At 73.2% G+C, this 19,031-nt stretch carries 17 protein-coding genes; 6 read left to right on the plus strand and 11 right to left on the minus strand.

Annotated features, from left to right (window positions below; all coding sequences use genetic code 11):
- Window positions 1-149: 149 nt before the first annotated feature.
- Both M8C13_RS06470 and M8C13_RS06475 read left to right on the plus strand, forming a co-directional pair.
- Window positions 150-623: a cytochrome P450 gene (locus M8C13_RS06470; protein ID WP_252479556.1), complete on the plus strand. Its 474-nt coding sequence runs from the start codon at window positions 150-152 to the stop codon at window positions 621-623.
- The gene (locus M8C13_RS06475; protein ID WP_252479557.1) at window positions 620-1,387 is read left to right on the plus strand and encodes an isocitrate lyase/phosphoenolpyruvate mutase family protein; all 768 of its coding nucleotides are present in this window, start codon (window positions 620-622) and stop codon (window positions 1,385-1,387) included. The genes M8C13_RS06470 and M8C13_RS06475 overlap by 4 nt, the downstream gene beginning before the upstream one ends.
- On the opposite strand, the gene M8C13_RS06480 is transcribed toward M8C13_RS06475, so the two are convergent.
- Entirely contained in the window at window positions 1,374-2,102 is a 729-nt protein-coding gene (locus M8C13_RS06480; protein ID WP_252479558.1) for a hypothetical protein, read from the minus strand. The genes M8C13_RS06475 and M8C13_RS06480 overlap by 14 nt on opposite strands.
- Window positions 2,103-2,214: 112 nt before the next feature.
- Here M8C13_RS06480 and M8C13_RS06485 point away from each other — a divergent pair, with 112 nt between their 5' ends.
- A complete protein-coding gene (locus tag M8C13_RS06485; protein WP_252479559.1) occupies window positions 2,215-2,652 on the plus strand; it encodes a GNAT family N-acetyltransferase in 438 nt (145 codons plus the stop codon).
- Between the two features lie 4 nt (window positions 2,653-2,656).
- Here M8C13_RS06485 and M8C13_RS06490 read toward each other — a convergent pair whose 3' ends face one another.
- The 4 genes from M8C13_RS06490 to M8C13_RS06505 all read right to left on the minus strand — a co-directional run bounded on the left by M8C13_RS06490 (window position 2,657) and on the right by M8C13_RS06505 (window position 8,281).
- A complete protein-coding gene (locus tag M8C13_RS06490; RefSeq protein WP_252479560.1) occupies window positions 2,657-4,012 on the minus strand; it encodes a glutamine synthetase family protein in 1,356 nt (451 codons plus the stop codon).
- The gene (locus M8C13_RS06495; protein WP_252479561.1) at window positions 4,009-5,286 is read right to left on the minus strand and encodes a lysine N(6)-hydroxylase/L-ornithine N(5)-oxygenase family protein; all 1,278 of its coding nucleotides are present in this window, start codon (window positions 5,284-5,286) and stop codon (window positions 4,009-4,011) included. The genes M8C13_RS06490 and M8C13_RS06495 overlap by 4 nt, the downstream gene beginning before the upstream one ends.
- Entirely contained in the window at window positions 5,283-6,641 is a 1,359-nt protein-coding gene (locus M8C13_RS06500; protein ID WP_252479562.1) for an aspartate aminotransferase family protein, read from the minus strand. The genes M8C13_RS06495 and M8C13_RS06500 overlap by 4 nt, the downstream gene beginning before the upstream one ends.
- 266 nt (window positions 6,642-6,907) lie before the next feature.
- On the minus strand, window positions 6,908-8,281 hold the full coding sequence (locus M8C13_RS06505; RefSeq protein ID WP_252479563.1) for a diaminobutyrate--2-oxoglutarate transaminase family protein: 1,374 nt from the start codon (window positions 8,279-8,281) through the stop codon (window positions 6,908-6,910).
- Window positions 8,282-8,492: 211 nt separating this feature from the next.
- Here M8C13_RS06505 and M8C13_RS06510 point away from each other — a divergent pair, with 211 nt between their 5' ends.
- From M8C13_RS06510 to M8C13_RS06520, 3 genes are all read left to right on the plus strand, one after another.
- On the plus strand, window positions 8,493-11,651 hold the full coding sequence (locus M8C13_RS06510) for a hypothetical protein (RefSeq protein WP_252479564.1): 3,159 nt from the start codon (window positions 8,493-8,495) through the stop codon (window positions 11,649-11,651).
- Entirely contained in the window at window positions 11,648-12,070 is a 423-nt protein-coding gene (locus M8C13_RS06515; RefSeq protein WP_252479565.1) for a hypothetical protein, read from the plus strand. Before M8C13_RS06510 ends, M8C13_RS06515 begins: the two co-directional genes overlap by 4 nt.
- A gap of 321 nt (window positions 12,071-12,391) precedes the next feature.
- Entirely contained in the window at window positions 12,392-13,063 is a 672-nt protein-coding gene (locus tag M8C13_RS06520; RefSeq protein ID WP_252479566.1) for a TetR/AcrR family transcriptional regulator, read from the plus strand.
- Here the strand turns inward: M8C13_RS06520 and M8C13_RS06525 are convergent.
- From M8C13_RS06525 to M8C13_RS06550, 6 genes are all read right to left on the minus strand, one after another.
- Window positions 13,029-13,481, minus strand: coding sequence for an MmpS family transport accessory protein (locus tag M8C13_RS06525; protein WP_252479567.1), 453 nt, complete (start codon window positions 13,479-13,481; stop codon window positions 13,029-13,031). The genes M8C13_RS06520 and M8C13_RS06525 overlap by 35 nt on opposite strands.
- A 70-nt stretch (window positions 13,482-13,551) precedes the next feature.
- Window positions 13,552-14,325, minus strand: a complete 774-nt coding sequence (locus M8C13_RS06530; RefSeq protein WP_252479568.1) for an enoyl-CoA hydratase — start codon at window positions 14,323-14,325, stop codon at window positions 13,552-13,554.
- Entirely contained in the window at window positions 14,322-15,221 is a 900-nt protein-coding gene (gene mmsB, locus M8C13_RS06535; protein ID WP_252479569.1) for a 3-hydroxyisobutyrate dehydrogenase, read from the minus strand. Before mmsB ends, M8C13_RS06530 begins: the two co-directional genes overlap by 4 nt.
- Complete coding sequence (locus tag M8C13_RS06540) at window positions 15,218-16,255, minus strand: enoyl-CoA hydratase/isomerase family protein (RefSeq protein ID WP_252479570.1); 1,038 nt, start codon at window positions 16,253-16,255, stop codon at window positions 15,218-15,220. Before M8C13_RS06540 ends, mmsB begins: the two co-directional genes overlap by 4 nt.
- The gene (locus M8C13_RS06545; protein ID WP_252479571.1) at window positions 16,252-17,421 is read right to left on the minus strand and encodes an isobutyryl-CoA dehydrogenase; all 1,170 of its coding nucleotides are present in this window, start codon (window positions 17,419-17,421) and stop codon (window positions 16,252-16,254) included. Before M8C13_RS06545 ends, M8C13_RS06540 begins: the two co-directional genes overlap by 4 nt.
- A gap of 4 nt (window positions 17,422-17,425) precedes the next feature.
- A complete protein-coding gene (locus tag M8C13_RS06550) occupies window positions 17,426-18,925 on the minus strand; it encodes a CoA-acylating methylmalonate-semialdehyde dehydrogenase (RefSeq protein WP_252479572.1) in 1,500 nt (499 codons plus the stop codon).
- Between the last annotated feature and the right edge of the window lie 106 nt (window positions 18,926-19,031).

Here is a 19,031-nt window from a genome sequence, read left to right on the forward strand (position 1 = left end):
CAACTTGGCACCGCCACCCTCGACCAGGTGAACCCGCTGGCGAGGCGGATATGGCCTGGTTACGGGCTTCTGTGGCCCGGTTCAGCGACGGTTCGGCGCATGAACGGCGACGCTCCTTAGCATGTGCCGAGCTGGCACACGTACACACGATGGGGTTGTTCCACTTGGCAGCGGCGAATCCGGCCGCCGAGCCGGTAGTGGTGCTGGCTGAGGCCATGGGGCTGACCGGGGTGCGGGCCGCCGCCGTCGCGGCCGTGGCCAGGGCTTATCACCCGCACACGGCGGCCGAGTCGACCCCGGAGACCGATCGGGCGGTGGCGGAGCTGGTCGAGTGCTGCGGCGGGGCCGCCGACGAGCGCACCGCGGCCCGGATCTGCCTGCTGGTGCAGGCTTCCGCGGCGACCGCGGCCCTGCGCGCGGCGGTCCAGGCGCACGGCTCGGTCGAGGCCGCGCTCCGGCTGGCCCCACCGGTCCCGCACACCAGGCGGATCGGCCAGGACGGCGCCGAACTGCTGCTCGAACTCAGCGGCGACCTTGCTTTCGGCGCGGGCCAACACGCCTGTCCCGGCCGCGCCCACGCGCTCGCCCTGGTGGCGGGCCAACTCGGAGAGGACTGCCCATGACCACCGCCTTCCACGCCCTGCACACGGGCCCGGAACCCTTGCTGCTGCCCAACGCCTGGGACTTCGGCTCCGCCGCGATGCTGGCCGGGGCCGGTTTCGCCGCGGTCGGCACCACCAGCCTCGGCGTCGCGGTCGCCGCCGGACTGCCGGACGCCCAGGGCGCAGCCCGCGCGGAAACCCTTGCCCTGGCCCGGTTGCTGACCCGGCTGCCCTGCCCGGTGACGGTGGACATCGAGGCCGGGTTCAGCGCGGACCCAGCCGAGGTCGGCGCGCTGGCCGCGGAACTGGCCAGGCTGGGGATAGCGGGCGTCAACCTCGAGGACGGGCGCTATGCTGGCCTGGCTGATCCCGGACAGCAGGCCGAGTTGATCAGCGCGGTGCGGGTGGCGGCACCAGGTCTCTTCCTCAACGCGCGCACCGACACCTACTGGCTCGGCCCGGGCGACCTCGCGGAGACCCTGCGGCGGGTGCGCCGCTACGTCGCGGCGGGCGCGGACGGGATGTTCGTGCCCGGACTCACCGAGACCGCGGACATCCAGCGGCTGGTCGGCGAGGCCGGGGCACCGGTGAACCTGTTGTTCGTGCCAGGGCGGCACAGCGTGGCTGAGCTGGGCGAGCTCGGGGTGCGCCGGGTGAGCACCGGGTCCCTGCTGTTCCGCGCGGCGCTGCGGGCGGTGGTGGACACGGCGGCCGCGGTGCGCGACGGCGAGCCGATCCCGGCAGTGCCCGGCTATGCCGAGGTGGATCGACTCACGGCAAGGTGAGCCGGCTGAGCAGCGTGTCGGCGGTGTGCGCCAGCCCTCGCAGGATGATCTTGGCGAGCGCGCCGTGGTCCTTGCTGCCCTTCACCTTCACCATTGGCATGGTGACGCCTACCGTGCTGAGCATGGTCGTGCCGGGGCCGTTGCGAGCGAGGTAGGCGAAGCAGTACAGGGTCTCCTGTGTGTTCGCCTTCTTGTTGCTCGCACAGAACGCGAACACGCCGTCGACCTTGCTGGTCACCGGGATCCGATGCTCACCGATCACCTTGAAGGCGCCCTCCTCCTCGTCCTGCCACTCCGGGCAGTGCTGGGTGGTCTGCTCCCGCAGTTCGGTGATCAGCTCCTCGGCCCGCCGACTCGGGTAGAGGTGCGCGGTGCTGGTCACCAGACTGGGCGCCGACTCCCAGCGTCGCAGGTAGCCGACCAGGTGCGGGGTGCGCAGCCGGGCCCAGCAGCTGATCACCGGCCCCGACTCGAGCCGCTCCTCGTGCATCTCGACGTCCGCGGTCCGCAGTGTGCCGACGGGCAGCACCGCCTGGAACGCTGCCTCGTGGAACACGCGTTCGGTCTCGGCCGCCGACTTCATGGTGGTGGCAGGCGGTGCGGTCGTGGTCGAGGTGGGCGCAGCCTCCACAGCACCCGCGGGCGGCGAGTCGGCGGGCTGACCGCAGCCGGTCAGCGTCGCGCCTACGAGCACGGTCAGGAGCAGCCGTCTCATGGTTTTCCTCCCCAGTTTGAGCGTTCGCTCAATATGAAAGCAGTTCTTAAGCGATTGCTCAAGTCTTGCCGGGCGTGATCGGCTGGCCGGACCGCGAGCAGAGGAGCTGGGGATGGTTGAGATCGGGCCGCTTAACGAGCAGGAGCGCGACGCCTGGCAGGCGTTGTTCCGCGGCTACAACGAGATCTACCAGCGGGTTCTGCCGCAGGAGGGCTACGACCGGGCCTGGCGGGAGTTCCGCGAGGGCGCCAGGATGCACGCGCTCGGCGCGCGGATCGACGGCAGGCTGGTGGGCATCACGCACTTCCTGGTGCACCCGAGCACCTCGTCCGCGGATGTCTGCTACCTCCAGGACCTGTTCACCTCCCCCGAGGCGCGTGGCCGCGGAGTGGCGCGGGCGCTGATCGAGGCGGTGGTGGACTGGGCGCGGGAACGGGAGTGCGCGCGGGTCTACTGGCACACCCAGGAGACGAACGCGACCGCGCGGCGGCTCTACGACCAGGTGGCGCTCAACAAGGGGTTCATCCAGTACCAGGTGCCGCTGGACTGACCGCTCAGAGCCGCTCGAAGCCGCGGCGCAGCTCCCAGTCGGTGACCGCGGCGGTGAAGGCGTCCAGCTCGGCCTGGGCGGCCCTGGCGTAGTGGCCGACCACCTCGGCGCCGAAGGCGGCCTCGGCGACCGGGCTGGTCCGCCACAGGTCCAGGGCGGTGGCCAGGTCCGGTGGCAGGGTGCGGCCCTCGGCGCTGAAGGCGTTGCCCCGGAAGGGTTCTTCGAGTTCCAGGCGTTGCTCGATGCCGTGCAGGCCCGCGGCGATGACCGCGGCGACCGCGAGGTAGGGGTTGGCGTCGCCGCCGGGGACGCGGTGTTCCAGGCGCAGCGACTCGCCCTGGCCGACCACCCGGATCGGGCAGGTGCGGTTGTCCCGGCCCCAGCCGAGCACGGTGGGCGCGAACGCGCCGGGGGCGAACCGCTTGTAGGAGTTGACGTTCGGGGCCTGGAACAGGACCAGCTCCCTGGCACAGGCCAGCGTGCCGGCGAGGAAGTGCCGCATCAGCGCGGACATCCCCGCGCCTTGCGCGAACACCGGCCGGTCGTCCCTGTCGCGCAGGGACAGGTGCAGGTGGCAGGAGTTGCCCTCGCCGGTGTCGAACTTGGCCATGAAGGTCAGCGCCTGACCGTGCGCGGCCGCGATCTGCTTGGCGCCGGTCTTGTACAGTACGGTGTTGTCGCAGGTGGTGAGCGCGTCCCGGTGGCGGAACACGATCTCGTACTGGCCTGGGTGACATTCGCCGCGCGCGGACTCCAGGCGCAGTCCGGCGCGCACCATGTCCCGGCGGATGCGGTTGACCAGTGGGTCCACATCGGACAGTCCGGCCACCGCGTAGTCCACGTTGTGCCGGGTGGCCGGGCGCAGGTCCTGGTAGCCGCGGCCCCATGCGGTCTGGTAGTCCTCGCGGAAGACCAGGAACTCCAGCTCGGCGCCGACCTGTGCGGACAGGCCGAGGGCGGCGAGCCGGTCGAGCTGGGCGCGCAGGACCTGCCGGGGTGCCACGGTCACCGGGTCGCCGCCGGGCCAGTGCGCGTCGGCGAGCACCAGCGCGGTGCCCTCGTCCCAGGGCAGCAGGCGCAGCGTGGCCGGGTCGGGGATGAGCGTGAAGTCGCCGAATCCCGTTGCGGCGGCGTCGATCGCGTAGCCGGGGCCGGTAGTCATGTCCACGTCGACGGCGAGCAGGTAGGCGCAGGCCGCGGTGACTCCGGCCGTGTCCAGGTAGTGCTCGGCGTCCACCCGGCTGCCGACCAGGCGGCCGGTGAGGTCGGGCAGGGCGACGATCACGTTGTCCACCAGGCCCTCGGCCACCGCGGCCCGCAGCCGTTCCGGCGGCAGCGGGACCGGCTGGCGGGTGGTCACGGGGCCCCGAAGGTGGTGAAGGCGGTGCGTTCGGGCAGGCGGTGCACGGTGCGGCCGGTGACCGCGTTGAGGATGGTGGCCGCCCGCCAGGCGCCCAGGGTCAGGTCCGGTGCGCCGACGCCGTGTGTGTGCAGCTCGCCGTTCTGCACGTACAGGCCGCCGGTGACCGCCGGGTCCAGCTCGATCCGGTAGTCGGCGCCGATGCGGTGGCGGTGGCTGTCGTCCCAGTGCACGAGGTGGCCCAAGGGGCCCAGGAACGGTGGTACGCTCGCGGCGTAGCCGGTGGCGAGGACTACTCGGTCGGTGTCCACTGTGTACGGCCGGTCCTGCTGGATCTCGTGGCAGCCCAGGCGATAGCGGCCATCGACCTGTGCGACCGTGCGGATCTCGGTGTGCGGGTTCAGCTGCGCGGGCACTGCCCCGCCGCCGATGGTGCGTTCGTAGAGCAGGTCGTGGATCTCGGCCAGGGTGTCCACGCTGACCGCCTTGTACAGCTGCCACTGCGCAGGCACGAGTCTGTCCCTTGTGGACGGTGACAAGCCGCGGAAGTAGCTGGTGTAGTCCGGGGTGAAATGTTCCAGGCCGAGCTTGGAGTACTCCATCGGCGCGAACCGGCCCCTGGTCAGCCAGCGCACCCGGCTGCCGGTCTCCGGCTGGCGGCGCAGCAGGTCGAGGAACACCTCGGCACCGGACTGGCCGGAGCCGACCACGGTGACGTCGGCGGCCGCGGTGAGCTCGGGCAGGTTCGGCAGGTAGTCGGCGGCGTGGCAGATCTCCTTGCCCAGCAAGGGCCGGAACGCCTCGGGCACCCGCGGCTGGGTGCCGACGCCGAGCACCACGTTGCGGGCCAGCAGCTCTCCCCCGCTGTGCGTGACCCGGAAGGCGCCGCGGCCCGCGTCCCAGGACACCGCGGTGACCTCGGTGCCGAAGCGGCAGGAGGGCAGGGACTCGGCGACCCAGCGGCAGTAGTGGTCGTACTCGCGGCGCGGCACGTGGAAGCGTTCGGCGAAGAAGAACGGGAACATCCGGTCGTGCTCGCGCAGGTAGTTCAGGAAGGACCAGCGGCTGGTCGGGTCGACCATGGTGACCAGGTCGGCCAGGAACGGCACCTGGAGCTGGGCGCCGTCGATGAGCAGCCCCGGGTGCCAGCTGAACTCGGCGCGCCGGTCCAGGAACACCGCGTCCAGGCCGGGCACCGCGTCGGCCAGCGCGGCCAGGCCCAGGTTGAACGGGCCGAGCCCGATCCCGGCCAGGTCGTGCACGTGCGCGCTCATCCGGTCTCCTCGGCTTCGCCCGCGGCGACCACCAGCGCCAGCAGGGCGTCCACGTCGGCGGTGCCGGCGTGCGGGTTGAGCAGGGTGAGCTTGAGCCGGATGCGGCCGTCGACCTCGGTGCGGCCGATGACCGCGCTGCCCTCGGTGAGCAGGCGGCGGCGCAGCGCGGCGTTCACCCGGTCGTCCTTGCCTGGCCCGGCGTGGAAGTGGAAGACCACGGTGGACAGGGTGGGCTGGGCGGCGAGCACCAGGCGCGGGTGCGCGGCGATCACCTCGGCGGCGTGCCGGGCGAGGTCGTGGCAGGCGTCGACCAGTGCGCCGAGCCCGGCGCGGCCCAGCGCGCGGAAGGTGACCGCGAGCTTGAGCGCGTCCAGGCGGCGGGTGGTGCGCAGCGAGTAGCCGAGCAGGCTGCGGAAGCCGAGCTCCTCGTCGTCGGCCGGGTTGAGGTAGGCGACCCGGCGGGTCAGGGGCTCGAAGGAGTCCGCGCGCCGGGTCAGGAAGCCGCCCGCGGCAACGGGTTGCCAGCCGAACTTGTGCAGGTCCACCGCGACCGAGTCGGCCAGGGCGAGGCCGTGCAGCAGCGGGGCGAGCCGGTCGGAGAACAGCGCGCCGCCGCCGTAGGCCGCGTCCACGTGGAACCAGGCGTCGTGCGCGGTGGCGATCGCGGCCAGCTCCGGCAGCGGGTCGATCACGCCGAAGTCGGTGGTGCCCGCGGTGCCGACCACCGCGATCGGCCGCCGCCCGTCGGCGCGGTCGGCCATGATGGTGGCCAGCAGCGCGGCCGGGTCGAGGCGCTGGTCCGGGGTGACCGGCACCGGCACCACGGCGTCCTCGCCCAGGCCGAGGATGCCGGCGTTGCGCTGCACGGAGAAGTGCGCGGCGGCGCTGCAGTACACCCGGGGCCGCTCGGCCGGGGTGTGCTCGCGGGCGAGCAGCAGGCCCATCAGGTTCGACTCGGTGCCGCCGGAGGTCAGCACTCCCCCGGCCTGGTCCGGCTGGTAGCCCACGAGCTCGGCGAGCGCGCGGACCACCCAGGGCTCCAGCTCGGTGGCGGCGGGGGCCTGGTCCCAAGAGTCCAGGGACTGGTTCATCGCGCCGGCCGCGATCTCGGCGGCGACCGCGATGGCCAGTGGCGGGCAGTGCAGGTGCCCGGCGCAGCGCGGGTCGGCCGGATCGGCGGAACCGGCGGCGATGAGCCTGGTCAGCTCGGCGAGCGCGGGTTCGGCGCCGATGCCCTTGGCGGGCAAGGGATTGTGGTCGACGGCGGCCGCGGCCGCGGCGGCGATGTGCGCGGGCGGTCCGGCCGGGGTTGGGCCGCCGCGTTCGGCGGTGCCCTTGGCCAGCGACTCCAGCACGATGTCGACGAGTGGGGCGAGCGCGGCGGCGCCGGCGACGCCACCGGCGAGGGCGGCGGGATCCGGGGAGCGGAACTGACCGCGGCCGGAAGCGGATGGGCCAGCGGGGCCGGGCGAGCTGGGGCCGGGCGCAGCAGGGCCAGGCGTTGCGGCAGGGCCGGGCGTTGCGGCGGGGCTGGAGGTGCCGCTCGAGCTGGGTGTGGCGGGACCGCTCGAGCGTTCGGGTGTTCTTGGCACGCCGTCGGTTCGGGCGCTCCACTTGGCGGTCATCGGCTCGCTCCGCGGTCCACCGCGGTCACGGCCTCGCCCAGGCGGTTGAGCACGCTGGTGGCCTCCTGGTCGGTGATGGTCAGTGGGGGCAGCAGCCGGACCACCGAGTCGCCCCGGCCGCCCAGCTCCAGGATCAGGCCGCGGTGCAGGCATTCCGCGCGGATCGCGGCGGCCAGTTCCGGGGCGGCCGGGCGGGCGCCGAGGGCGTCCGGGGTGGCGTCCGGGTTGACGATTTCCAGGCCCAGCATGAGGCCGCGGCCGCGGACCTCGCCGATGCAGGAGGAGTTTCCTTGCAGGACGCGGAGTTCGGCCAGCATCCTCTTGCCCAGGTCGGCGGCGCGGGCGGACAGGTCCTGTTCGGCGACGAAGCGCAGGGTGGCCGCGCCGGCGGCCATGGCGAGCTGGTTGCCGCGGAAGGTGCCGGTGTGCGCACCGGGCAGCCAACTGTCCAAAGTGGACTTATAGACGATCACCGCGAGGGGCAGGCTGCCGCCGATGGCCTTGGACAGCACCATGACGTCCGGGGTGATCCCGCTGTGCCGCACGGCCCAGAACTCGCCGGTGCGGCCGACGCCGGTCTGCACCTCGTCCACGATGAGCGGAATCCCGTGCTCTTCGGTGATCCGGCGCATGTCGCGCAGCCAGCTGTCGGGGCTGGGGATGACTCCGCCCTCACCTTGCACCGCTTCCAGTATCATGGCGGCGGGTGGCAGGACCCCGGAGTGGCTGTCGGTGAGCAGCGACTCGACCAGGCGCGCGCCGATGTGGTGCGCCTGCGGGCCGCCGAGGCCGAACGGGCAGCGGTAGTCGTAGGGGTAGGGCAGCCGGGTCACGTTGAACCCGTTGTCCGCCAACGGCTCGCGCACCGCGATGTTGCCGCTGGCAGCGAGCGCGCCCGCGGTCATGCCGTGGTAGGCGCCGGTGAAGGCGAGCACGTTCTGCCTGCCGGTGGCGGTGCGGGCGAGCTTGAGCGCGGCCTCCACCGCGTCGGTGCCCGCCGGGCCGCAGAAGTGGATCCGGCAGTCCGCGGCCAGTTCCGGTGGCAGGGTGCCCAGCAGCGCGGTGGTGAAGTCGTCCTTCTCCGGGGTGCTGATGTCCAGCGCGTGCAGTGGCGCGCCGGAGTCGAGCACCCGGCGGATCGCGGCCAGCACCACCGGGTGATTGTGGCCCAGCGCCAGGGTGCCGGCGCCGGCCAAGCAGTCCAGGTACTCGCGGCCGTCGGCTCCGGTGACGCGCAGGCCGTCGGCGTGCACCGGGACCACCGGGAAGCTGCGGGCGTAGGTGCGCGCGGCGGACTCGCGATCCCGTTGCCTGCCCAGCACCGCCGCGAGGTCGACCTCCGCGTGCGCGGCGTCGGTCCAGGCTGTCATCAGGCATCCCCCAGGGTCGAGTGGTTCCACGAAGGTCGTTCGGCGCCGGCGGCAGCGCAACTGCAGTGGTGGGGGAGGTGCCGCCGGTCGGTGTGCAGGGCCTTCGTCCGCATCAGCCAAATCCTAATCTCGGCGTGCGCGCCTTGCGCCCGACCGCGAGGATTTGCGATGATCGGCACATGATCAACGGAAGGGGCCTCGCCCACCGCGCATGGTGAGCGGCCACCACGGCGACCGTGAGCGCAGCTCCGGAGCCGAGCAGCTGTCCGTACTGCTGGTACTGCCATACACCGAACGCACGACCGCGATCGCGGCGTTCGCGCGGGCACTGAGTGCGCCCCAGTACCGGGCGATCTGGGCCGAACTGGACATCGACGACCAGCATCAACGTGAGCTGGGCCTGTTCCTGGCCGTGGCCCGGCGGGACCTGGAAACCCTGGTCAACGCGCTGCTGGACCCACAACTGCGACCGTGGGCGCTGGCCGCCACGGTGCGGTTGCCGGTGCCGGATGACGTGCTGCACGAGGTGCTGCGCACCGCGCCGCGCCGGGACCGGCTGCTGCTGTACCGGACGCTGCGGCAGTCCCGGCGGCGCGGGCTGGCCGATGAGTTCCTGCCGGTGGTCGCGCAGCGGTTCGACCTGACCGAGGCGCGCGCCCTGCTGACCGCCTGTTCGCCCAGCATGATCGGGGTGTGGCTGCCGAAGCTCGGCGCCACGCCCGCACTGCTGCGCGGCCTGGCACGGGTGGCGCCGGAAGCGGTGCTGGCGCACCTGACCGCGGACCTGCCGGGCCTGGCCGAGCCCGGCCGGTGGAACTGGCAGCGGCGGCACGGCGGTCTGCTCACCCTGCTGTTCCGGCGGATACCGGGGGCGGTGGCGCGGGCGCTGGTCAGCACCGAGCACGCGGTGTCGATCGCGGAGGCGGACCAAACCCCTCGGCTGGCCGCGGCGATCGTGCGGGCGGTCGGGGACGACCTGCCCTCGGTGTTCGGCCGGATCGGCGCGGGCGGTCTGGGCCGGTTGTTGCTGCGCGCGCTGCCCGAGGGCGAGCGGCTGGCGCTGCTGGACCAGGTGTACCCGGGGCAGGTGGCGGCCAAGGCCGAGCCCGGTCTGCTGGCCGAGCTGCCCGAGGCGGACCGGGTGCCGCTGGCCAGGGCCGCGCTCGCGCTGGAGCGGGATCCCCGGCTGGAGTTCGAGGCGCTGCTGCCACCGGCGGAGGCCACTGCCGCGCTGGCCGGGGCGACCGGCAGCCACCGGGTGCTGACCAGGGCGCAGGGCTGGCGAGTGGCCCTAGCGAGGGCGGCCCGGGGCGGTGATCCGGCGGCGTTCGCCTCGGCGGCGCGGGAGGCGGTCCGGGCGCTGCACGACCAGGACCGGGTGCGCACCCAGGCCCTGGCACAGCTCCGGCTGGCGCCGTCCCGGTTGCTGGCCGCGGTGCCGGTGCCGGCGCTGGCCGAGGCGGTCACCACCGTGGTGACGGCCAGGGACAGTTCGAAGTGGACGTTCGAGGCCCTGGACGACTGGCTGCGCCGCACCATCGCGGCCGATGCCGACCCGGACCGGCGGATCGAGCTCGTACCACTGCTGGCCCGCCTGCACCGGGACCGACGGGCCCCGGCGCGACGGCTGGCCCTGCGGCTGCCGTCACCGGTGTGGGCGCGGCTCTGGGCGAGCATGCGGGAACCGGTGCTGCACGAGGCGGCGGGCGAGCGGTTCGGCCCGGCGCTGCGGGCGGCGGAGATGTTCGGGACCAACCTGGACGCGGCGCCGGAGCTGGACGAGCTGATGTGGCGGATCGCGAAGCACGGCAACGACATCCGGCAGGTCGAGACCGCGATCCGGTGCTGGCTGGCCGGTTCCGGTCAGCGCGCGGAGCGGGTGCGGCGGATCGTGCGGCACAACCCGGCCTGGGGCGCGCAGCCCGCGGTGTGGCGGGAGGTGAGCACCCGCCAGACCGACCTGCTGGACCTGGTGCTGCCCGCGGCCGTGCCACCGCGCACCCCGCGGTCGGTGCCACACCGATGGACGGCGGCACAGCGAGAACTGGCCGCGCGCCGGGCCGAGGCGGTCGCGCTGGACGAGCGGAACGAGCTGTGGCAGCGGGTGGACGCGGTGTCCGGGATCCGGTCGGCGGACACGCTGATCACGTTGACGGACAACAAGAACCAGCCGATCGTGGCCGCCGCGGTGACGGAGCTGGGGGCGAGTGCGCCGGTGCCGGTGGCGTTGCCGGTGCTGCTGCGGATCGCCGGTGGACCCAGTGGCCCGGCGGCCCGCGCGGCGGTGCGCGCGCTGCGCCGGGCGCTGGACGCCGTGCCGGACGCGGAAGCCGTTGCGGTGCTGGGGAATCTGCTGGCCGGGCCGCGGTCGGTGGGCACCGCGAAGGAAGCCGTGCGGATCCTCGGCACGGTCCGCGGCAGTGAGGCGGCCGGGGTGTTGCTGCGGCTGTGGGCGGAACCCGGGCTGCACCAGGACGTCCGGGCGGCGGTGGCCGGGGCGCTGACCGGTTTCCTTGGCGAACCGGGCGTGCGCGCGGCGCTGGCCGAGGCGGTGGCCGGGCCGCCCGCGGTGCGCGAGGCGGTGCTGCGGACCGCGGTGGAGCAGGTGGCGCCGCCCCTGCGGCCGGTGTTCGCCGGACTGGTCGGGCGGGCGCTGTCCCTCGCGCGCACCGACACCGTGCCAGAGTTGAACCTGGCGTTCGGGGCGTGGTGGCGCTACCTGCCGGACTGCGCGGCGGCACTGGGCGAGCTGCTGGCCCAGGACCTGCCGATGCGCCTCTACCAGCGGGTGGCGGAGAACCTGCTGCGCTCGGTGCCCGGGCCCGAGGCGCTGCCCGCGTTGCGTTCCCTGGTGGACGGGCTCGCGGCGGCAGCCCGGGACGGCGACGACGCGGCTTGGCGGCAGCTGGGGTGGCTGTTCGGCGCGCGGGCGCTGAACCACCCCGATCCGGCAGGGCAGGCCGAGCTGGACCGGGTGCTCGTGGACGGCTTCCGGACCGCCGGGATGCTGCGCGAGGCGGCGCACCTGCTCGATGTGATGGCGCGGGAGTCGCTGACGCGCGGGGTGCGGGTCGAGTTGTGGGACGAGCTGGTCGCCACCATCGACGAGCGGGCGTTCCGGCTGCCCCGGGAGGCTCGGTACGGCGGGCTGTACGAGGAGGGGGTGCCCGCGGAGACGGTGCTGGCGGTGGTCGACCACCTCGGCGGGCTGGGCGAGGTGGTGCCGGGGTTGCTGGCGGCGCGGTTGGTGCGGTTCGGGGGGAAGCGGGCGCGGTGGTCGGGGCCGTGGGTGGCTCGGCGGGAGTTGTTGCTGGGGCATGCGGATGCGGATGTGCGGGCGGCGGTGCGCGGGGTGCGGGTCGGCGGGTGACGGCGGGCCGCGCGACGGCAGCGGCGGCACGGCGGCAGCGGGCGAGCGGGGTGCGGCGGCGGGGCGGCGGCGGGCGGCAGCAGCGGCGCGGCAATGGCGGGTGGCGGCACGGCGGCGGGCGGCGGGCGGCAGGCGGCGGCACGACAGTGGCGGGCGGCGGCAGCGGGCGGCGGGCGGCGGCGATGGCGCGGGCAGGGTGCAGCGGCGGCGGGGTGCGGGCGGATTGCGGCGGGGCGGGCGGGGTGCAGCGGCGAGGCAGCAGCGCGGTCGCATTGCGGTGGCGGTGGATGGCCACGGACGCGAGCGCGGTGCGGCGGCGCGGTGGCTATGGCGCGGCGGCGGTGGCGGCGCGGTGGCGGTGGCGGCGCGGCGGCGGTGGCGGCGCGGCGGCGGTGGCGGCGCGGCGGCGGTGGTGGTGATGCGGCGGCGGCGGCGGTGGTGGTGATGCGGGCGGGGCACAGCGACGGTGGGGCAGCAGCGCCCGGGCGGGGTGCGGCGGAGGGCCGCCGGTCCGGGCGGGGTGCGGTGGCGGGTGATCGCGTCACGCTGTGGGGCGAGTGCGGGCGGGCACGGAGCCTGGCGCGGTGGCGGGTTGTGGGGTGGCGTCTCGATGCGCGAGGGGGATGAACGTGTCGACCGCGCAGGTGCCCCGGCGGTCGGGCCGAACCGTGGTCTGCCACCATGCGTGGCATCCTCGGCGACTTCTCGCCGGCCGGGGGACCCCCAGACGAGGAGCGCCGGTGACCGTGACCAAGGCGGCCAAGTCCGCTCCTGCGGCGGACCGGATCCGGCGGGCGGCGCTGACCCTGTTCGCGGCGAAAGGCTTTCACGGCACCGGGATCCGGGATCTGGCCGAGGCGGCCGGGCTGTCCTCGGCCAGTCTGTACCACTACATGGGCACCAAGGAGGACCTGCTGCTGCGGATCATGCGCGAGTGCATGGCCCGGCTGCTGACCGCGGGCCATCGGGTGGTCACGGGGGATCCGGATCCGCGGTCGCGGCTGGCCGGGCTGGTGCAGGTGCACGTGCTCAGTCACGCGCTGCATCCGCTGGAGACCGCGGTGGTGGACCACGAGCTGCGGGCCCTCTCCCCCGCCGCGCGGGCGAGCGTGGTGGCGCAGCGGGACGAGTACGAGGACCTGTGGCGGGCGGCCATCGAGGAGGGTTGCGCCAGTGAGGTGTTCCGCAGCTCGGCGCCCGCGGTGACCCGGTTGGCGCTGCTGGAGATGTGTGGCGGGGTGGCCCGCTGGTACTCACCGCGTGGCAGGCTGGCGCTGACCGAGTTGGCCGTGCACTACACCGAGATCGCCTTTGGTGCGCTGCGCGCCGAACCGTCCACAGTGGACACCGAGGCGGCGCGGCTGCGGACCGGGCTGGTCAGCGAGGTGTGGGGCGGGGCAGTGCGTCGTTGAGCGTCTCGCCGGTCGGTGTGCGCGCGGTGCAGACCAGCGGTTGTCCCGGTTCCGCCGTCCTGGTGGCCAGCACGCGTTCGCGGCTGCGACCCTTGTCCAGGGTGATCACGCAGCTCAGGCCGGCGGCCGGGTCGGCGATGCTGACCCTGGCCTCCGCGCCGGGTGGGATGGCCACCTCTTCCTTCCACGGCAGCGAGACACCGTCCACAGTGGTCTGCACCGGTGGCTTGTCCCGGTCGCCGGTGGGCTGATCGAGGTACTCGATCCGGGCCGGGGCGACCGCGCCGGAGACCTCGTAGGTGACCGCGTAGATGTCGATCGGCCGATACACCACGGTGAGCAGGTAGGTCACGTAGACCACCACGACCAGGCCCACCACGCCGAGTGAGGCCAGCAGCGTCTTCGCCCACGGCTTCATGACCCCCAGCTTGCCACCGGGCTCGCGCGCCGGTGGGCAGCTGGGGGTGTGCTGGCGTGTCCGGACCAGGTCAGTTGTGCTCGAACTTGGCCGCGCGCTTCTCGATGAAGGCGGCCATGCCCTCCTTCTGGTCCGCGGTGGCGAAGGTGGCGTGGAACAGGCGACGCTCGAACCGGACGCCCTCGGCCAGGGTGGTCTCGTAGGCGCGGTTCACCGCCTCCTTGGCCATGATCGCGATCGGGGTGGACATCCCGGCGATGGTGGCCGCGGTGGCCAGCGCGTCCTCCAGCAGCTGGTCCGCCGGCACGATGCGGGAGACCAGTCCGGCCCGCTCGGCCTCCTCGGCGTCCATCATCCGGCCGGTCAGGCACAGCTCCATCGCCTTGGCCTTGCCGATCGCGCGGGTGAGCCGCTGCGAGCCGCCGATGCCGGGGATCACGCCGAGCTTGATCTCCGGCTGGCCGAACTTCGCGGTGTCGGAAGCCAGCAGCACGTCGCAGATCATGGCCAGCTCGCAGCCGCCGCCCAGCGCGTAGCCGGAGACCGCGGCGATGATCGGCTTGCGCACCTGGGCCAGCTGGTCCCACTCGGCGAACCAGTCGTCCAGGTAGACCTGCGGGTAGCCGTTGGGCTGCATCTCCTTGATGTCCGCACCTGCCGCGAAGGCCTTGGCCGAACCGGTGATCACCAGCGCGCCGATCTCCGGGTCGCGGTCCAGCTCACGCGCGGCGGTGGTGACCTCGCGCATCAGCTGGAGGTTGAGCGCGTTGAGCGCCTTGGGCCGGTTGAGCGTGATCAGGCCGACCCGCTCACGTCGCTCGAGGAGGATGGTTTCGTAGCTCACGCCTGGTCTCCCTGCTTCGACCGGTCACGGATGGCGTTGATGATGCCGGAGAAGTCGGTCCCGGCCCCACCCTCGGCGGCATAGGCGCGGAACAACTCCGCGGTGTGCCGTCCCAGCGCGGTGTCCGTGCCGGTCTCGGTGGCCGCGGCCTCGGCCAGGCCGAGGTCCTTGAGCATCAGCGCGGTGGCGAAGCCGGGCTGGTAGTCCCGGTTGGCCGGGCTGCCGGGCACCGGGCCGGGCACCGGGCAGTTGGTGGTCAGCGCCCAGCACTGGCCGGAAGCGGTGGAGGCCACGTCGAAGAGCGCCTGGTGGGACAGGCCGAGCTGCTCCCCCAGCACGAACGCCTCGCTGACCGCGACCATGGAGATGCCCAGGATCATGTTGTTGCAGATCTTGGCGGCCTGCCCGGCCCCGGACTCGCCGCAGTGCACCGAGCGGCGGCCCATCACGGCCAGGATCGGCTCCGCGCGGGCGAAGTTGTCGGTGCTGCCGCCTACCATGAAGGTCAGGGTGGCGGCCTGGGCGCCGACGACGCCCCCGGAGACCGGGGCGTCCAGTGCGGCGTGCCCGGCGTTCGCGGCCGCCTCGGCGGCCTGGCGGGCGGCGGCCACGTCGATGGTGGAGCAGTCCAGGAACAGGGTGCCGGGCTTGGCCTCGGGCAGGATCTCCCGGTAGCAGTCCAGCACGTGCGCGCCGCTGGGCAGCATGGTGATGACCACCTCGGCCGCCCGCACGGCCTGCACCGCGCTGCCCGCCGGGCTGACGCCCGCGGCTTCGGCGGCGTCCACCGCGGCGGCGACCGGGTCGTAGCCGTGCACGGTGTGCCCGGCCTTGACCAGGTTGGCGGCCATCGGGCCACCCATGTTGCCCAGGCCGAGGAATCCGATGACGGTCATGCCGAACCTCCGAACACGGGCTGCTGTCCTGGCTTCGGGGTGAAGTACTCCTCGACCGCGGCGTCGGAGACCTCGGCCAGGGTGGCCGGCTGCCAGGTCGGGTTGCGGTCCTTGTCGATGACCGCGGCGCGGATGCCCTCGGCCAGGTCCGGCGCGGTGAGGAACCGGCTGACCAGGCGGTGCTCCAGGTTCAGGCATTCCTCCACAGTGGACAGTTCGCGGGCGGTGCGCAGCGCGCGCAGGGCGACCTTGACCGCGGTGGGCGCCTTGGCCTGGATCTCCTTGGCCGCGGCCTCGGCTCCCGGGTGCCCGCTGCCGTGGAGGTTGGCCAGGATCTGCTCGACGGTGTCGGCGGCGTAGCAGGAGTCGATCCACTCGCGGTCCTCGGCGAGCTGACCCGCCGGCGGGGTCTCCGCGCGGGCGGCGATCTCCACCAGCAGCTGATCGGCGGGCAGTTCGGCCAGATCGGGCAGGGCCGCGCTGGGCAGGTACTGGTCGGCCAGGCCGCACAGGATCGCGTCCGCGGCGCCGATCCGGCCGCCGGTGAGCGCGAGGTGGGTGCCCAGCTCGCCGGGCGCGCGGGAGAGCAGGAAGGTGCCACCCACGTCGGGGATGAAACCGATGGAGACCTCGGGCATGCCGATCGCGGTCCGCTCGGTGACCACCCGCACGCTGCCGTGCGCGGACACCCCGACCCCGCCGCCCATGACCAGGCCGTCCATGAACACCGCGTACGGCTTGGGGTAGTTCGCGATCAGCGCGTTGACCTGGTACTCCTCGCGCCAGAACGCGATCGGCCCGTCGGTGCCGTCCTGGATCGCCTGGTAGATCGAGCGGATGTCGCCGCCGGCGCACAGGCCGCGCTCGCCCGCGCCGTCCAGCAGCACCGCGTGCACCGCTGGGTCGTTCGCCCACGAGGTGAGCGCCTTGCCCATCTCGCGCAGCATGTCGTCGCTGAGCGCGTTGATCGCGCGCGGCCGGTTCAGGGTGATCCGGCCGACGCCACCGGTGACCCTGATCAGGATGTCGTTCACCGGTCACCGCCCATCAGGCCGCGGGAGACGATGACCCGCATGATCTCGTTGGTCCCTTCGAGGATCTGGTGCACCCGGAGGTCACGCACGATCTTCTCCACTCCGTACTCGGCGAGGTATCCGTACCCACCGTGCAGTTGCAGCGCGCGGTTCGCCACTTCGAAGCCGGTGTCGGTGGCGAAGCGCTTGGCCATCGCGCACAGCCGGGTGGCCTCGGGGTGGCGGGCGTCCAGCGCGGAGGCGGCCCGCCACAGCAGCAGCCGGGCCGCTTCCAGCTCGGTGCCCATGTCGGCCACGGTGAACCGCAGCGCCTGCTGCTTGCTCAGCGGCCCACCGAAGGCGGTGCGCTGGCCGAGGTGCTCGATCGACTTGTCCAGCGCGGCCTGCGCGCCACCGAGGGAGCAGGCGGCGATGTTGATCCGCCCGCCGTCCAGGCCGGACATGGCGATGCGGAAACCGTTGCCCTCGCCGCCGATCAGGTTGGCCGCGGGCACCCGCACGCCGTCCATGATCACCTGGCGGGTGGGCTGGGCGTTCCAGCCCATCTTCTGCTCGTTGGCGCCGAACTCCAGGCCCGGCGTGCCCTTCTCCACCGCGAAGGCGGACACCCCGCCCGCGCCCGGCCCGCCGGTGCGCGCCATCACCAGGTAGAAGTCCGAGGACCCCGCGCCGGAGATGAACTGCTTGACCCCGGTGAGCACGTACTCCTCCCCATCGCGGACCGCGCTGGTGCGCAGCGCGGCGGCGTCGGAACCGGCGTCGGGCTCGGTGAGGCAGTAGCTGGCCAGCAGGTCCATCGAGACCAGGCCGGGCAGCCACTTGGCGCGCTGGGCCTCGTCGCCGAAGCGGTCCAGCATGCCCGCGACCATGTTGTGGATGGACAGGTAACCGGCGATGGACGGGCAGCCGGTGGCCAGTGACTCGAACACCAGCACCGCGTCCAGGCGGCTGAGCCCGGACCCGCCGTGCTGCTCGCCGACGTAGATGCCGCCCATGCCCAGCTGCGCGGCCTTGCGCAGCACGTCGACCGGGAAGTGCTTGCGCTGGTCCCAGTCCACCGCGTGCGGGGCCAGGTGCTCGGCGGCGAAGTCGGCGGCCATCTCCCGGATGGCGCGCTGGTCCTCGTTGAGCCCGAACACGTCCGGCCGGATCTCCGAGATGGTCATCGGCTCAGTCCATGGTGGGGATGACGAAGGACGCGCCTTCCTTGACCCCGGACGGCCAGCGCGAGGTGACCGTCTTGGTCCGGGTGTAGAACTTGAACGAGTCCGGCCCGTGCTGGTTGAGGTCGCCGAAGCCGGAGCGCTTCCAGCCGCCGAAGGTGTGGTAGGCCACCGGCACCGGGATCGGCACGTTGACCCCGACCATGCCCGCGCGCACCCGGCGGGAGAAGTCGCGGGCGGTGTCGCCGTCGCGGGTGAAGATGGCCACGCCGTTGCCGTACTCGTGTTCCGAGGGCAGGCGCAGGGCCGACTCGTAGTCCTCGGCGCGCACGATGGTGAGCACCGGGCCGAAGATCTCCTCGCGGTAGATGCTCATCTCCGGGGTGACGTGGTCGAACAGGCAGGCGCCGAGGAAGTAGCCGTCCTCGTGGCCTGCCAGGGTGAAGTCGCGGCCGTCGACCAGCAGCGTCGCGCCCTCGGCGACACCGGCGTCGACGTAGCCGCGGACCTTCTCCAGCAGCCCGGCGCTGGAGAGCGGGCCGAACTCGGCCTGCTCGTCGAAGGAGTGCCCGATGCGCAGTTCCTTGACCTTGGCCGCCAGCTTCTCGGCCAGCGCGTCCGCGGTGGCCTGACCGACCGGCACCGCGACCGAGATCGCCATGCAGCGCTGGCCCGCGGAGCCGAAACCGGCGCCGAGCAGGGCGTCCACCGCCCCGTCCAGGTCCGCGTCCGGCATGATGATCATGTGGTTCTTGGCGCCGCCGAAGCACTGGGCGCGCTTGCCGTTGGCGGTGGCGGTCGAGTAGACGTAGTGCGCGATGTCGGAGGAGCCGACGAAGCCGACCGCCTCGATCCGCGGGTCGGTGAGGATGGTGTCCACCGCGGTCTTGTCACCGTTGACCACGTTGAGCACGCCCGGCGGCAGCCCGGCTTCCAGGAACAGCTCGGCGATGCGCAGCGGCACCGAGGGGTCGCGCTCGGACGGCTTGAGGATGAAGGCGTTGCCGCAGGCGATCGCGGGCGCGATCTTCCACAGCGGGATCATCGCCGGGAAGTTGAACGGGGTGATCCCGGCGACCACGCCGAGCGGCTGGCGCAGCGAGTGCACGTCGATGCCGCCGCCCGCGCCGTCGGTGAACTCGCCCTTGAGCAGGTGCGGGGCGCCCGCGGCGAACTCGACCACCTCAAGGCCGCGCTGGATGTCGCCCTTGGCGTCGGCCACGGTCTTGCCGTGCTCGCTGGAGAGCAGCCGGGCCAGGGAGTCCAGCTCCCGCTGGGCCAGGTCCAGGAAGCGCAACAGCACCCTGGCCCGCCGCTGCGGGTTCCAGGCCGCCCACTCCACCTGGGCGGCGGCCGCGTCGGCGATGGCCGCCCTGGTCTCCTCGACCGAGGCGAGCGGCACCTTGGCCTGCACCTTCCCGGTGTTGGGGTCGTAGACATCGCCGAAGTTGCCCGAGGTACCGGGAACCGGCTTGCCAGCGACGAAATGGGTCAGTTCTTTGACCATGGACGCACCCCACTGTGCTAGCGGACAAGACGCCGCCCGGGGGTCGCCCCGGCGGCCGGTGAGTGATCAGCGCCACCCACGGCCGAACATATAGTAGGACGTCCAA

The organism is Crossiella sp. SN42, from assembly GCF_023897065.1.
In the GTDB taxonomy this organism is placed as follows: domain Bacteria; phylum Actinomycetota; class Actinomycetes; order Mycobacteriales; family Pseudonocardiaceae; genus Crossiella.